Raw genomic sequence first — 15,362 nt, 5'->3', positions numbered from 1 at the left:
CGCGTTTTGAACAAGACTGCGCCGTGGTTGTAACCAATGGCCTAAAAACCGCGACCTGGTGGGTGAATACCAGTCCGATACGGCACTCGATAAACGAGAGGGGAGGCTCCGGCGTTGAGTGATGAACCGGTTCGGTTGTCCATGGTCTGGGAGGTCCTCCGCAGGCGGTGGCGGCCGCTCGTCGTCCTCGCCGTGCTCGGTGGGCTCGTCGGTGCCGGCGCCTCGGTGGTCTTCTCCCCGGGATACGAGACGACCACGAGCGTGCTGTTGCAGGGCCCGCGCGAGGAGAACGAGCTGCTGACGCAGGAGCAGGTGGCGATGAGCTCGGCGGTGCTCGACCGCGCCGCGCTCGCGCTCGGCAGCCCCGGCGGGGGCAGCGAGCTGCGGGACTCGGTGACGGCGGAGGTCGTGGACGGCGGCGTCATCCAGATCACCGGCAGCGCCGACGATCCCGCACGGGCACAGCGCATCGCGGACACCGTGGCCGAGGAGTTCGTGCGCTACTCGGGCCAGCTCGCCAACAACTCGAGCGACGCGGCCAGCAGGCTGGTGCGCCAGCAGCAGGAGACGCTTCGCCGGCAGGTCGCCGAGACCAACCGCCGCATCACCGAGCTGCACGCGGCCGCGCCGAACCTGACCGTCGAGGACGTCCAGATGCGCACCGACCTCGAAGCGCTGCGCAGCTCCCTGGCCCAGGCCATCACCACGCTCAACGAGACCGAGGCGACCTCGAGCCGCTCGAACATGGTGATCATGGGTCCCGCGCCCATGCCGTCCGGCCCGGCGAGCCCGACGATGCTCCACTTCGTCGGCGGTGGCGTGCTCGCCTTCCTGCTCCTCGGGGTGTTCGGCCAGCTGCTGGCGATCCGCACCGACCGGCGGCTGCGCCGCGAGTCCGACATCGCGGCCGCGCTCGGCTCACCGGTGCTCGGCATCGCCGACGTGCCCGGCGACGGCAGGTCGGTCCAGCGGCCGGAGGCGAGCGGGTGGGCGCGGCTGCGCAGGCTCATGTGGGACGACCAGCCACTCGACCTGGCCCCGCTGCTGCTCACCGGTGACGAGGAGAGCAGGAGCCTGCGGCTGCGGCGCATCCTCGCGAAGCTGCCCGAGGGGGGACGGACGGGGCGCCTGCTGGTGCTCGCCGCCGACGACGACGGCCCGGCGCAGGCGGCGGCAGCCGGACTCGCCGCCGCGGCCGAGGCCCGGCCGGGCGGGCACAGGACGACGCTGCGGGTCATCGACGTGTCCGCGGGCAGGCCGACCGTGCCGGACCGCACCGAGGCGGACGGCGTGCTCGTGGTGCTCACGGCAGGCAGCCGCACGGGCTGGGAGCTGGTCGGCATCGCTGAGGCGTGTGCCGACGCGGGACACCGGGTGATCGGCGCGGTGGTCACCTACCGCACGCGGGCGCAACGCGAGCGACAGACGCCCGAGCCCACTACCGATGATGCGATGGCGGGGTCAGTGTGACGGCGACGGAGAACACCCAGACAGCCCAGCCACTGCTCGATCTGCAGCGGCTCGGGATGACCGTTCGCAGGCGCAGGCGCTTCTGGCTCTCGCTGGGGCTGCTCGGCTTCGTGCTCGGCGCCGCGCTGGCGGTGCTCATGCCCCCGCCGCCGTCAGCGGCGACGCGGCTGCTGGTGGTGCACGAGGCGGACACCCCGACCGACAGCGGCACGCTCGTCGCGACCGACGTGGCGCTGCTGGAGACCACCCGGGTCGCCGAGGAGACCCTGCGCAGGCTCGGCGCGAACGAGTCGCCCGAAGCGTTCCTGAAGACCTACCAGGGCACGCCGGTCACCAACAACATCATGGAGATCAGCGTCCAGGCAGCCAGCGAAGACGAGGCGATGAGGCGGGCGCAGGCGCTCGCGGACACGTTCATCGCCGACTACCGGGAGCGGGTGCGGACGGCGGCCGACGCCGAGGCGCAGGCCCTGATCGACCAGCGTGACCGGGCGCAGGGCGACCTCGACCAGGTGAACGGCACGGTCGCGGAGCTGACCGCCAGCGGTGACGCGAGCGCCGCCGCGCACCTGGAGACCCTCTACGCCCGGCGCGCCGAGCTGGAGTCGCAGATCTCCCAGCTCAACGAGGAGGCGGAGCAGGCCAGGATCGGCGCGCCCGGCGTACTGGCCGGCACGCAGATCGTGGACGCGCCGAGGCCGGTCACCGCGTCACTGGTCGCCGCCGTCGGCATGAACGCCCTCATCGGCCTCGCGTTCGGGCTCGCCGCGGGGCTCGGGCTCACCGCCGTGCTGAGCGTCGTGCGCGAGCGGCCGGTGCTGCGCAGGGAGGTCGCGGAGGACCTCGGCGCGTCGGTGATCGCGGAGCTGCCGCCACCCCACCGGGGACCCGCGAAGCTGTGGCGGCACTCGCGGACCGTCCAGGACCGCAAGCGGGTAGCCGGGACGCTCGCGCGGCTCGTGCGCGAGGACTCCGAACCGGTGTCGGTGCTGGAGTTGGGCTGCCCCGAGACCGCGGCGGCGCTGGCGTTGGACCTGGCGATGGACCTGGCCGCCGACGGCAAGGTCGTGCTGATCGACGACCTGCCCGGCGGCAGGCTCGGCGACCTCGCGGGCGACGGTCCACACCCGTACCGGATCGTCGACGCCGCCGACCTACCGCTGCCGGTCTGGCCGGAGGAGCTGCACGTCGGCGTCGGCTCCGTGTCGCCGGGCACCGCGTGGACCGACCTCGCGCGGCTCGGCACCGAGACCGTGCTCGTGGTCAAGGCCGGGCACGCCACGAGCCTGTGGCTGCACACCGTGGCCAGGCAGCTGGCCGACGCGCGGATCCCGATCATCGGCGTCGTGCTCGTCGGGCCGGACCCGAAGGACCGCTCCGACGGGACGCTGTGGGACGGCCTGCACACCGCGCTGCGCGGCCGGGCCGGGCGCGAGCTGCCCGCCGCCCGCGCGGAGCGCGCGATACCCGCCAGGGCCACCGGGCAGGAGACCGAGGTGTTCGGCCCGGTCCAGCCCGAGAACGGGCTGTCGCACGTCGACGACCTGCCCACCAAGCGGTTCGCCCCCGTGCGGCCGAAGGACGCGGAGGTGTCCTGATGTGCGGTATCGCGGGGACGTACCTGTGGCCGGACGGCGGCCCACTGACCGACCGGCTCACCAAGCGGCTCGCCCACCGGGGGCCCGACGGCTCGGGCCGGTACGCGAGGGCGGTCGCGGACGGCGAGGTGCACCTCGGGCACCGCAGGCTCTCGATCCTCGACCTCTCGGAGACCGGCGCGCAGCCCATGATGCTCGACGGCTTCGCGCTGACCTACAACGGCGAGTTGTACAACGCGCCCGAGCTGCGGGCGGAGCTGGAGAACGCGGGCGTGCGCTTCCGCGGCACGTCCGACACCGAGGTGGTGCTCCAGGCGTGGCGGCGCTGGGGCGCCGACTGCCTGCCCCGGCTGCGCGGGATGTTCGCGTTCGGTGTCTTCGAGGAGCGCACCGGTGAGCTGACGCTCGTGCGCGACCAGCTCGGCATCAAGCCGCTGTTCCTGCTGCGCCGCGGCAGGGGCGTGGTGTTCTCGTCCGAGCTGAAGGCACTCGCGACGGAGCTCGGGGGCTCGTTGCGGGTCGACGAGACCGCGCTCGTGGCCTCGCTGCTCTACTACTGGGTCCCCGATGGGCGCTGCGCCTACCGCGAGGCGGAGAAGCTGCCGCCGGGCACATGGTTGCGGTGCCTGCCGGACGGCAGCGTGCGGCGCGGGCGCTACTACTCCATTCGCGACGTCGCCGAGCAGGCCGCGCAGGGGCCGGAGGCCGACCTCGCCGAAGTGGTGGCCGAATCCACCCGCAAGCACCTGCTCTCCGACGTCCCGGTGGCGACGTTCCTCTCCGGCGGCCTCGACTCCAGCTACCTGACCGCGCTGGCCGCTCGAGAGCAGCCGGGGATCTCCGCCTACACCATCGGTTTCCGCGCCGAGGACGCCAAGTTCGAGGCCATGCCGGACGACCTGCGCTACGCGCGGCAGGTGGCCGCGCGCTTCGGCGTGAACCTGCACGAGATCGAGATCGCGCCGCAGGTGCTGGACCTGTTGCCGCGCATGACCTACCACCTCGACGAGCCGATCGGCGACCCCGCGGCCATCAACACGTTCCTCATCTGCACGGCGGCGCGCGACGCCGGGGTGAAGGTGATGCTCTCCGGCATGGGCGCCGACGAGCTGTTCGCCGGCTACCGCAAGCACCTGGCGAACGTGCTGGCCCTGCGCTACCAGCGGGTGCCACACGCGGTACGCGCGCCCGTGCAGTCCATTGTGGATCGTCTGCCGGTGGCGACCGCGAAGCGGGGCCTGCGCTCGGTGCGCTTCGCCAAGCGGTTCCTGTCGTTCGCGGAGCTGCCGGAGGAGACGGCGTTCCGGCGCAGCTACACGATGTACGACCGCACCGAGCTGCTGGACCTGGTGAACCCCGACCTCGCGTCCGCCGTCGACGACGTGCTCACCGAGCACGCCGACACCTACCACGACACGGCGCTCACCGACTTCGTCAACCGCATGTGCCTCACGGACTCGCGGCTCTTCCTGCCGGGACTGAACCTCGCCTACACCGACCGTTCCAGCATGGCCGCCTCCACCGAGGTGCGGGTGCCGTTCGTGGACGTCGATGTGGTGCGGGCCGCGTTCAGCCTGCCCGGCAACCGCAAGATCGTCGGCAGGCAGGGCAAGGTCGCGCTGAAGGACGCCGCGTCGTCGATCCTGCCCAGCGAGATCGTGCACCGGCCGAAGGGCCTGTTCAGCGCACCGCTGCGGGCATGGATGAGCCGTGACCTCGCACCGCTGGTGCGCGAGGTCGTCGACGAGGGCGTGCTCGTGAAGTCGGGGCTGCTGCGGCGCGAGGCACTGCGACGGCTCGTCGCCGAGGACGCCTCCGGCCAGCAGGACCGCTCGAAGCACCTCTGGCACATCTTGACTCTCGAGTACTGGTATCGCGGTGCCACAGAAGGGGCGTCTTCGTGAAGCAGGTCGTGCAGAACTACAAGAGCGGAGAGCTGACACTGCTCGACGTGCCCGCACCAGCGTGCAAACCGGGTGGCGTCCTCGTGCGAACGGTGTACTCGCTGATCTCCACCGGCACCGAGCTGATGAAGGTATCCGAGGCCGGAATGTCGTTGCTCGGCAAGGCGAAAGCTCGGCCCGACCAGGTCGCAAAGGTGATGCAGAGCGTCGCCACGAACGGTGTTTCGGCCACCTACCGCAAGGTGACGAGCAAGCTCGACTCCTACACCCCGCTCGGCTACTCGCTGTGCGGTGTGGTGGAGGAGGTCGGCGCCGGGGTGAACGACGTCGCGGTGGGCGACCTCGTCGCCTGCGCGGGCAACGAGCACGCGCTGCACTCCGAGCTGAACTGGGTACCGAAGAACCTCTACAGCCGCGTGCCCGAGAACGTCGAACCCCGGCACGCCGCGTTCGGCACGGTCGGCTCGATCGCGCTGCAGGGCGTGCGCCGAGGCGAACCGCGACTCGGTGACGTCGCGCTGGTGATCGGGCTCGGGCTCATCGGCCAGCTCGTGGTGCAGCTGCTGGTCGCCTCGGGCGTGCGGGTGGTGGGCGTCGACCCGGCGGCCGCGCGCTGCCGGCTGGCCGAGCGGCTCGGGGCGCTCGTGTGCGCCGACCCCGGCTCTGGGCTCGTGGACACCGCGGTCGGTGAACTGACCGGCAGCCACGGCGTCGACCAGGTCTACCTCGCGGCGGGCGGAGGCAGCAACGAGCCGGTCGAGCTGGCCGCGAAACTCGCGCGCGACCGCGCCACCGTGGTCGACATCGGCAAGTGCAGCCTGAACCTGCCATGGAACGCCTACTACGAGAAGGAGCTGGACGTCCGGTTCTCCCGCTCGTACGGGCCCGGTCGCTACGACCCGGAGTACGAGTTGGAGGGGCGCGACTACCCCATCGGCTACGTGCGCTGGACCGAGCGCCGCAACCTGGAGTGCTTCATCGACCTGCTCGCGCGTGGACGGCTCGACGTGGAGCCCCTCGTGTCGCACGTCGCCGACTTCGGCGACGCCGTGGAGACCTACCGGCAGCTGTCCGAAGGCGAGCTGAAGGCCGTCGCCGTGCTGTTCCGCTACCCCGGCGCTGCCCCGGCCCCCTCGGAAACGGTCACGTCGGCCACGGTTCCGCGCCCCGCGCCCGCTCGCGTGGCACCGAAGAACCGCATCCGGGTCGGTTTCGTCGGCGCGGGCAACTACGCGTCGTCGATGCTGCTGCCGCACCTGGCCGAGCGCGAGGACGTGGAGCTGCACCGGGTGGTCACCACCTCGGCTCTCTCGGGCGCCAACGCCCAGCGCAAGTTCGGCTTCGCTGAGGCGTCGACCGACACCGCCGCGCTGCTGACCGACGGTGCCGTGGACGCCGTCTTCGTCGTGACCCGGCACAGCTCGCACGCGGAGCTGACCCGGCAGGCCCTCCTGGCGGGCAAGGCCGTGTTCGTGGAGAAGCCGCTCGCGCTGAGCGAGACCGAGCTTGAGAAGGTGCTCGCCGCCGTAGAGGAGTCCGGCAACGACCGCCTTCAGGTGGGCTTCAACCGCCGCTTCGCGCCGCTGCTGAACCAGGCCCGCAACCGTTTCGGCACGCGCGTGGGCCCGGCCTCGGTGCGCTACCTCGTCAACGCGGGGCGGCTGGAACACGGCAGCTGGTACAACCAGCAGGACACCGAGGGCTCGCGCTTCGCGGGCGAGGGCGGGCACTTCATCGACACGGTGAGCTGGCTGCTCGGCGCCGATCCGGTCTCGGTGTACGCGTGCGCGACGCCGGGCCAGGCGGACCTGCAGATCCTGCTCCGCTACGACGACGGCTCCACCGCGTCGATCGGGTACACCACCTCCGGCGCGTCGACCTTCCCGAAGGAGACCATCGACGTCACCGCCGACGGCAAGGTGCTCCGCTTCGACGACTTCCAGCGCGCTTCGCTCTACGGCCGCAAACGCTCGGTGAGCCCGAAGCTGCCGCAGGGCAGGGACAAGGGGCAGGCCGCGGAGCTGGGCGCGTTCGTCGAGGCCGTGCGCTCCGGCGGGCCGATGCCGGTGCCGCTGTCGTCGCTCGTCTCCACCACGCTCGCGACCCTGGCCGTGCACACGAGCCTCGCGACCGGAGCGCCCGTGCGGATCGAGTCGCGCTGATGACCAGCGCGGGGTGGTACCTGCGACGGCTCTCGCGCATGGGGCCCGCCGAGGTGGCGGGCCGCGTCGGCGACGCCGTGCGCAGGCGCCGGTGGCGGCGGGTGCTGACCGCGCCCGTCGCGACGGTGTGGCACGAGCAGCGCCGGTTCGCCGCCACGGTGCCGGGCGCGGCGCTCGCCTCGGTCCCACCCGCCGCGCGGCAGCGGCTCGTCGCGAGCGCCGATCGGATCCTGGACGGCTACGCCGAGTACTTCGGACGCACCCGCGACGACCTGGTGTCCCCGGACTGGTCGTTCGACCCCAAGACCGGGCGCAGGGCACCGGCCGACGTCTACGCCTTCGACGTCCCGTACCGCGACGAGGAGGCCATCGGTGACGTCAAGCAGATCTGGGAACCCTCACGGCACCAGCACCTCACCGTGCTCGCCGCCGCCTACGCGGTCACCGGCGAGGACCGCTACGCCGAGCGGATCGCCGACCACCTCAAGTCGTGGTGGGCGGCCAACCCCCCGATGTACGGCGTGCACTGGGTCAGCGGCATCGAACTGGGCATCCGGCTGCTGTCGTGGGTGTGGGTGCGCAGGCTGCTCGACGGCTGGCCCGGCGCGGCGCAGCTGTTCGAGCACAACCCCGTCGCCCTGCACCAGATCTACTGGCACCAGCGCTGGCTCGCGACGTTCCGCAGCCGGGGCTCGTCGGCCAACAACCACGTGATCGCCGAGGACGCGGGTCAGCTCGCCGCCGCGTGCGCGTTCGGCTGGTTCCCCGACTCCCCGCGCTGGCGCTCCGACGCGCTGCGCTCGCTCGACGAGCAGCTGCGGCACAACACGTTCGGCTCGGGGCTCAACCGCGAGCTGGCGACCGAGTACCACGGGCTCGTGCTCGAACTCGGGCTCGCCGGGCTCACCGAGGCGAGCCGCGCCGGAATGGCCGTGCCCCGGTCGGCGTGGCTGACGCTGCGCCGGATGACCGACGCGCTCGCGGCCGTTGTGGACACCCGGCTGCGGCCACCGAGGCAGGGCGACGCCGACGACGGCTACGGCCTCGTGCTCGACGGCGAGGGCCGCGACCGCTGGGCCGCCCTGCTCACCACGGGCGAGGTGCTGTTCGGGCGGCTCGGCTGGTGGCCGAAGGTCGCCGATGCCGAGGTGTTCACCGCGCTCGTGGGCTCGCTCGCGGCCCCGCCCGAGCTGACCGGCGACCGCCCCGCCGGGCGGCCGGCGCACTTCGCCGACGCCGGGCTCACGATCCTGCGCGCCGGTGCCGGGAACGAGGAGATCTGGTGCCGCTGCGACGGTGGCCCGCACGGGTTCCTCTCGATCGCGGCGCACGCGCACGCCGACGCGCTCTCGCTGGAGGTGCGGCACGGCGGCGTCGACATCCTCGCCGACCCGGGCACCTACTGCTATCACTGCGAACCGGAGTGGCGGCGGTACTTCCGCTCCACGCTCGCGCACAACACTCTGGAGCTCGACGGCGCCGACCAGTCGGTCTCGGGCGGCCCGTTCCTGTGGACGCGGCACGCCGAGAGCCAGGTGCTCGTGGTGCACACGCCCCGCACGGGCGTCGCCAGGTGGTGTGCCGAGCACGAGGGCTACTCCCACACCAACGGCCCCGCGCTGCACCGGCGTTCCGTCGAGCTGGACGACGCCACGGGCGAGCTGCGCGTGCTCGACGAGGTGCTGGGCTCCGAGCGGCACCCGTGCCGGCTCGCGTTCCACCTGGGGCCCGCGGTCGAGGCCGACCTCGACGGCAGCACCGCGCGGCTGCGCTGGCCGGGTGAGGACGGCGAGCGCACCGCGGTGCTGGAGTTGCCGCCCGAACTGAGCTGGACCTGGCACCGGGGCGAGACCGACCCACCACTGGGCTGGTACTCGCCCGGCTTCGGGGTGCGCGAGCCCGCCGTGACGCTGCTGGGCACGGGCACCGCCGAGCCCGCCACCGGCCTCGCCACGACCCTGCGTTTCGAAGGGGCCCGGGAATGAGGATCGTCGTGGTGCACAACCGGTACCGCTCCGAGCACCCGAGCGGCGAGGACCGCGTGGTCGACCAGGAGACGGCGCTGCTGTCCTCGGCCGGGCACGAGGTGGTGCTCTTCGAGCGGCGCAGCGACGACATCGCCGGGATGTCCCTCGCCCGCAAGGCCGCCGTGCCGTTGCTGGTGCCGTGGAATCCGGCCGCGCGGACCGAGCTGAGGCGCACACTGCTGGACGTGCGGCCCGACGTGGTGCACCTACACAGCACGTTCCCGCTGCTCAGCCCGTCGGTGGTGGCCGCGTGCGCTGACGCCGGTGTGCCGTCGGTCGCGACCCTGCACAACTACCAGCAGGTGTGCGCGCCCGGCACGCTGTACCGCGACGGCCGCATCTGCACCGACTGCGTTGGCGGCACGCCGCTGCCCGCCGTCAGGCACGGCTGTTACCGGGGTTCGCCGCTCGCGACGGCGCCGCTGGCGCTGAGCCTCGCGGTCAACCGGCGGCGCTGGTGGTCGGGTGTCACCCGGTTCTTCTGCATCTCCGGCGCGCTGCGGCGGGTGCTCGTGGAGGCCGGGATGCCCGCCGAACGGCTCGCGGTGAAGTACAACTTCGTGGCGGAGCCCCGCCGTCGGCGCGACGGCGACGGCGAGTACCTGCTCTACATCGGACGGTTGACCGAGGAGAAGGGCGTGCGCCTGCTCATGGCGGCGTGGGACCTGCTCAGGGCGCGCGGCGGCGTGGGCCTGCCGCTCGTGGTGGCCGGCTCGGGGCCGCTCGACGGCGAGGTGGCCACGTGGGCCCGCGATCGCACCGACGTGCGGTACCTGGGCCTGCGCACCCGAGAGGAGTGCGCCGAGCTGACCGCTCGCGCGGCGGCGCTCGTGGCGCCGTCGCAGTGGCTGGAGGGCTTCGGCCTCGTGGTCGTGGAGGCCATGGCGGCGGGCGTGCCGTCGGTCGCGGCGGGACACGGCGCGTTCGTGGAGCTGGTCGACGACGGCGTGACCGGGCTGCTGCACCGGCCGGGCGATGCCGAGTCGCTCGCCGAGGGCCTGCGCCGCATCGTCGACTCGCCGGAGCGCAACCGCGCGCTGGGCGCGGCGGCCCGCAGGCGCTACGAGCGTGACTTCGACCCCAGGGCGGGGCTCACCGGGCTCATCGCGGGCTACCGCGCGGCCATCGGCACACCCGCCTTTCCCGAGCGGGTGTGACGATGGCGAACTCAGGAGATTCAGCCCAGCGGCTCGGCCTGGCGGTGTGCGCGCTCCCGTTGCCCCGCGACGATCGTCTCGACCAGGATGGGCACGTCGAGCTCCACGGGCGCGGCGTCCTCGGCCCGCTCACCGCTGCCGATGCGCACGCGGCTCGCCGCCCAGTGCGCGAGGTGCCCGTAGCACTTCCAGCGGTCGGCCTGCGAAAGCGGCGTCCGGCGGATCGCGTCGATGAAGCCCCACACGTACTCGCCGAGCAGCCGCACGGTGGGGTGGCGCAGCCGGTCGGCCCGGATCGGGTCCATGTTGGCGCACCGGGCGCGGATGGTCGGCTTCGCCCGTTCGGCGCGGCCGGGGTGGTCGCGGCGGAAGAACAGCAGCTCCGGCACCTGGTGGAACCGGCCGAGCAGGGCGAGTTCCGCGGTGATCGTGCGGTCGGAGTGGTGGTAGCTGCCGTTGAGCGGGGTCCTGCGCAGCACGTCGGTGCGGATCACGCCGTAGAAGTCGTCCCCGCCGACTCCGAAAAGGACACTCCGGAACCGCTCGGGCGCGCTCGGCGAGTCCGTGGTGAGCGTGTACTCGACGGGCCGCGTCACGGCGCCGTGCTCGTCGATGAGCGCCTTGTACGAATGGGCGAGCACCACGTCGGGACGTTCGTCGAGCGCGTCGACGCACACCTTCAGCAGGTCCCTGCCGTAGAGGTCGTCGTGGGAGGCCCACTTGAACAGCTCGCCGCGTGCCTCGTGCACGGTGACGTTGTGGTTCGGGCACGCGCCGATGTTGGTGCGCTGCCGGAGGTACCGGATCCGGCCGTCCCGCGCGGCGTACTCGCGGCAGATCTCCTGTGTGCCGTCGGTGGAGGCATTGTCCGAAATGATCAGCTCGAAGTCCTCGTAGGTCTGCCCCAGCAGCGCGTCGAGGGACTCGGCCAGGTAACGCTCGCCGTTGTAGATGGGTAGGCCGATGCTCAGCCGCGGAACAGAACTCACGAGCCCTCAATCCCTTCGCCGCACAGAGGGAGATTCCCTTGCGAGGTGTCACAGGCACAGTCGGCTGCGAGCGGCGAGCCGTTACGCGGGCACCCTTCCGGGCTGTAACAAGCGGTGCGGCGCCACGACTTCACCTAGGTCGGGCAAACACAGAGACGAAGGCCGGCCGTGACAGCTTCCACGAGCACCGCACGCCCACTGGCTGAGCCGGATTTTCCGGGCCAGCGCGGCGTTTCCTGGGTGATCGGGCTGATCTGGGGCCTGCTGGTGATCAACACGCTCGGCTCGCTCGGCGTGGACACGATCGTGCCGATCCCGCGCAGGCTGCTGCAGGTGATCACCATGGGCTCGCTCTGTGTCGCTTTCGTGCTGGCCCTGTTGCTCAATCGCAAACTGCGCATCCGCCCGAACGCGTTCTTGTTGTTGCTGAGCCTGCTCGCGGTGGTCAGCTTCGTCTCCAGCTCCTTCCTCGACTCCGGTTTCGGCGCGTTGTTCCGCTGTGCCCGGCTCGCCGTCTTCATCGCGACGCTGTGGCTGCTGACGCGGTGGTGGGACGGGGGCCTGGCGTTCGTACGCCACCACGTGCGGGCGCTGACCGCGGTGCTCGCGGTGGTGGCGGCGGGCCTCGTGCTCTCCCCCGGCACCGCGATGCCCGCCGACTTCGACGGCCGCCTCGTCGGCGTGCTGTGGCCGATCACCGCGACCCAGGTGGCCGACTACGCCGCCGTGGTCGCCGGGCTCACACTCGTGCTGTGGCTGGGCCGCGCGACCACGGCCAGAAGCGTGCTGTTCATCGCCGTGCCCGCCGTGTTCCTGCTCCTGCTCACCCACACCCGCACGGCGACCGTCGGCCTGCTCGCCGGCGTTCCGGTGGCCGGGCTGACGCTGGCACTGACGAATGCCCGCGCCCGCAAGACGATCGCGGCGATCACCGTGGGCGCGACCGTGCTCGCCGTGGCCTTCTCCACAGCGCTGACGGCATGGTTCCAGCGCGGGCAGGACGACGACTCGTTCTCCAACCTCACCGGGCGGCAGTTCGTGTGGGACGCGCTGCTCGCCGAGGACCGGACGGTCCGCGAGCAGATACTCGGCGTCGGGCTCACCGACAAGTCCTTCGGCGGACTGCCGATCGACAGCACGTGGCTTGCCGTGTACCACGAGCAGGGCATCGTCGGCATCAGCATCGTGGTGCTGATGCTGCTCGGGCTCCTGTTCGCCATGGCGACCCGGCCGCCGTCGCCCGCCCGCGCGTGCGCCGTTTTCCTGGTGGTCTACGGCCTCATCGCGTCGTACACGCAGGTCGGCCTCGGCGACGTGACGGGCTACCTGCTGCACTTCGTCGTGGCGGCCGCGTTGCTGACGCCCTCGTCCGGTGACCAGCGAACCCTCCACAGCTACGACCGAGCCTGAACACTGCCCGAACCGGGCAGAGGGAGACGGAGCACATGACCATGCGGCGAATCGACACCGTCCTGAGGCAACGTAAGACGCTTGCCGTGCTGGGCGTGCTGGTTCTCGTCGTCGTCGGCACGATCGTCGCACTCGGCCGGGACCCCGGTGCGGGCAGCGGCGGCCCCGGCGGCCAGGCGCGGTCGGACCTCAATCCCACGGCAGCAGGCTGGCCTGCCGAACCACCCGCCCGCGTCTGCGGCAACCAGGCGATCCTCGGCAAGGGCCCGGCCGAACCGCCGCAGGGCGCCGTCGTGATCCCGGCCGGCGACAACAGCTCGCTGGAACTCGACCTGCAGGCGGAGAACACCACGTTCTGGTTCGCCCCCGGCGTGCACACGCTCTCGCCCGACGAGTTCGGCCAGATCATCCCCGGCAGCGGCAGCACATTCGTGGGCGCACCCGGCGCGGTCCTCGACGGCAAGCGCATCAACCGCTACGCCTTCACCGGTGAGGCCGACCGCGTGACCATCCGCTACCTGACCGTGCGCAACTTCGTCGCCCCCATGAACGAGGGCGTGGTCAACCACAACGACGGCACCAACTGGCTCGTCGAGTACAGCACCATCACCGAGAACGAGGGCGCCGGGCTGATGGCGGGCGCACCCGGCAACACCTATCGCTACAACTGCATCAAGGACAACGGCCAGTACGGCATCAACGCCTGCTGCGGCACCGAGGCCGAGCCGGTCGAGAACCTCGTGCTCGACCACAACGAGATCACCGGCAACAACACCGGCGACTGGGAGAACAAGGTCGAGGGCTGCGGCTGCACCGGCGGCGTCAAGTTCTGGATCAACGACAACGTCACGGTCACCAACAACTGGGTACACGACAATCGCGGTACCGGGTTGTGGCTCGACAACAACAACAGCGGGTTCGTGATCGAGCACAACTACATCGACAACAACGACGGCAACGCCATTTTCCTGGAGGCGGGCTATGACGCCCGCGTGCGCTACAACAACATCAAGCGCAACGCGATCGTGACGGGCCGAGAGTTCCAGAGCCGGGCCGACCCGTTCCCGATCGGCGCGATCTACGTGTCGGAGAACGGCAGCCCTCGGGGTTACGGCCTGAAGAGCGTGCCCACCGTCATCAGCCACAACAACTTCGAGAACAACTGGGGCGGCGTGACGCTCTGGGAGAGCGCGGACCGCTACTGCGGCTCCACCGCGCACACCCATCCCCCGTTCTGCACGATCAAGGTGGATCTCTACGACGACGCGCAGTGCGAGACCGACGTCGAGGACGTGATCCCGGAGAGCATCGGCGACAAGTACCGCTGCCGGTGGTCCACCGAGAACAACGTGGTGGAGAACAACGTGTTCCGCATCGACAAGGACGCGATCGGCGTGGGCTGCGCGAAGCGCGACTACTGCGGTCTCAACGGCCTGTTCGCCGGGTATGGGACCTTTCCGGGATTCCCCGGCTACGAGGTGATGTGGCGGGCCACGTTCGAACAGGGAAACGTGTTCCGGAACAACCAGTACCACGGCGACTGGCAGTTCGCCGGTTTCCAACCCAGCAAACCGAACGGTGGCCGGGTGAGCTGGGAGGAATGGACCTCGCCGGCGCCGGCCGTGCCCGAGAGTTTCACCCACGACAATCGCCCCGAGACCTTCGGCCAGGACCAGGGAAGCACTTATTCGATCACGCCCTGAAACCGGAAACACCCGCCCCGGAAACCCGAACGACCAGCAACGCTCGCACCAGTTGCCTCGAAGAACGGAAACCGACAGTGAGAACAGGTGCATTCAGCCAATCCAGTGCCCTGAGCCGCAGGATCGCGCGCAGCAGACTGGCCCCGGTCGCGGCGTTCCCCATCCGCGCGATGAGCGTGCTCAAACACGACGCGCAGGTGGTCGGGAAGTCCGCGCGCTGGCTCTTCACCTCCAGGGAACACCACAACTTCACCTACGACCTCACGCCCCGCAACCGGGAGCACCTCGCGTGGTTCCTCTCGGCCGTGACCGGGCTGGACGTCAGCGCCTTCCGCAACTGGCTCGACGAGGTGGAAGGTGACGACGCGCTGCGCACGCTGGTCGCCCGCGGCGTCGCCACGAGCGACCGGCGCGGCCTCGCCGACGAGGTGGTGCGCTACGGCCGCCGCATCGGCTGGTACGCGCTGGTGCGCGCCCTCCGGCCGAAGCACGTGGTGGAGTCGGGCATCGACAAGGGGCTCGGCTCGTGCCTCATCGCATCGGCCCTGCTGCGCAACGCCGCCGACGGACACCCCGGCAGGCTCAGCGCACTCGACATCAACCCCGACGCCGGGTACCTGATCCAGGGCCCCTACCGCGAGGTGGTCGACGTGCGCAGGGGCGACTCGCTGGCGACCATCCCGGCGCTGACCGAGCCCGTCGACCTGTTCATCCACGACAGCTGGCACAGCCCCGAGCACGAGAGCGCCGAGTTCACGCTCATGGAGGACAAGCTCGCGGAGAACGCGCTGCTGGTCACCGACAACGCGGCCGAGACCGACGTGCTGATCCAGCACGCCGAGAAGACCGGCCGCCGGTTCCTGTACTTCCAGGAGCGGCCCGAGAACCACTGGCATCCGGGCGACGGCACCGGCATCGCCTGGTACGGCAAGGGCTGAGGCG

The 15,362-nt window shown here is 71.2% G+C and carries 10 protein-coding genes; 9 read left to right on the top strand and 1 reads right to left on the bottom strand.

What is annotated here, in order from left to right; genetic code table 11:
• Positions 1-114: 114 nt before the first annotated feature.
• Genes DI005_RS10865 through DI005_RS10840 form a run of 6 tightly spaced genes read left to right on the top strand, consistent with a single transcriptional unit; the run spans position 115 to position 10,318 of the window.
• Entirely contained in the window at positions 115-1,470 is a 1,356-nt protein-coding gene (locus tag DI005_RS10865; protein WP_113642030.1) for a YveK family protein, read from the top strand.
• A complete protein-coding gene (locus tag DI005_RS10860) occupies positions 1,467-3,068 on the top strand; it encodes a Wzz/FepE/Etk N-terminal domain-containing protein (protein WP_112276687.1) in 1,602 nt (533 codons plus the stop codon). The genes DI005_RS10865 and DI005_RS10860 overlap by 4 nt, the downstream gene beginning before the upstream one ends.
• Positions 3,068-4,972, top strand: coding sequence for an asparagine synthase (glutamine-hydrolyzing) (gene asnB / locus DI005_RS10855; RefSeq protein ID WP_113642029.1), 1,905 nt, complete (start codon positions 3,068-3,070; stop codon positions 4,970-4,972). The genes DI005_RS10860 and asnB overlap by 1 nt, the downstream gene beginning before the upstream one ends.
• Positions 4,969-7,134 (top strand): bi-domain-containing oxidoreductase, encoded by a 2,166-nt coding sequence (locus tag DI005_RS10850; RefSeq protein WP_113642028.1) that lies wholly within the window; start codon positions 4,969-4,971, stop codon positions 7,132-7,134. Before asnB ends, DI005_RS10850 begins: the two co-directional genes overlap by 4 nt.
• Positions 7,134-9,119: an alginate lyase family protein gene (locus tag DI005_RS10845; RefSeq protein ID WP_113642027.1), complete on the top strand. Its 1,986-nt coding sequence runs from the start codon at positions 7,134-7,136 to the stop codon at positions 9,117-9,119. Before DI005_RS10850 ends, DI005_RS10845 begins: the two co-directional genes overlap by 1 nt.
• The gene (locus DI005_RS10840; RefSeq protein WP_113642026.1) at positions 9,116-10,318 is read left to right on the top strand and encodes a glycosyltransferase; all 1,203 of its coding nucleotides are present in this window, start codon (positions 9,116-9,118) and stop codon (positions 10,316-10,318) included. The genes DI005_RS10845 and DI005_RS10840 overlap by 4 nt, the downstream gene beginning before the upstream one ends.
• A gap of 20 nt (positions 10,319-10,338) precedes the next feature.
• On the opposite strand, the gene DI005_RS10835 is transcribed toward DI005_RS10840, so the two are convergent.
• Entirely contained in the window at positions 10,339-11,307 is a 969-nt protein-coding gene (locus DI005_RS10835; protein ID WP_112276676.1) for a glycosyltransferase family 2 protein, read from the bottom strand.
• Positions 11,308-11,547: 240 nt separating this feature from the next.
• Between DI005_RS10835 and DI005_RS10830 the strand changes: the two genes are divergently transcribed.
• From DI005_RS10830 to DI005_RS10820, 3 genes are all read left to right on the top strand, one after another.
• On the top strand, positions 11,548-12,717 hold the full coding sequence (locus DI005_RS10830; protein WP_113642025.1) for an O-antigen ligase: 1,170 nt from the start codon (positions 11,548-11,550) through the stop codon (positions 12,715-12,717).
• Positions 12,718-12,752: 35 nt separating this feature from the next.
• Entirely contained in the window at positions 12,753-14,420 is a 1,668-nt protein-coding gene (locus tag DI005_RS10825; protein WP_113642024.1) for a right-handed parallel beta-helix repeat-containing protein, read from the top strand.
• A gap of 77 nt (positions 14,421-14,497) precedes the next feature.
• Positions 14,498-15,358 carry a class I SAM-dependent methyltransferase gene (locus tag DI005_RS10820; RefSeq protein ID WP_199542715.1) on the top strand — a complete coding sequence of 287 codons (861 nt, stop codon included), beginning with the start codon at positions 14,498-14,500 and terminating at the stop codon, positions 15,356-15,358.
• Positions 15,359-15,362 lie beyond the last annotated feature (4 nt).

Source organism: Prauserella sp. PE36, from assembly GCF_003311655.1.
GTDB classification, from domain to species: domain Bacteria; phylum Actinomycetota; class Actinomycetes; order Mycobacteriales; family Pseudonocardiaceae; genus Prauserella_A; species Prauserella_A endophytica.
Note: the sequence above shows the minus strand (reverse complement) of the source record. Positions and strands in the feature narration are given on the sequence as shown.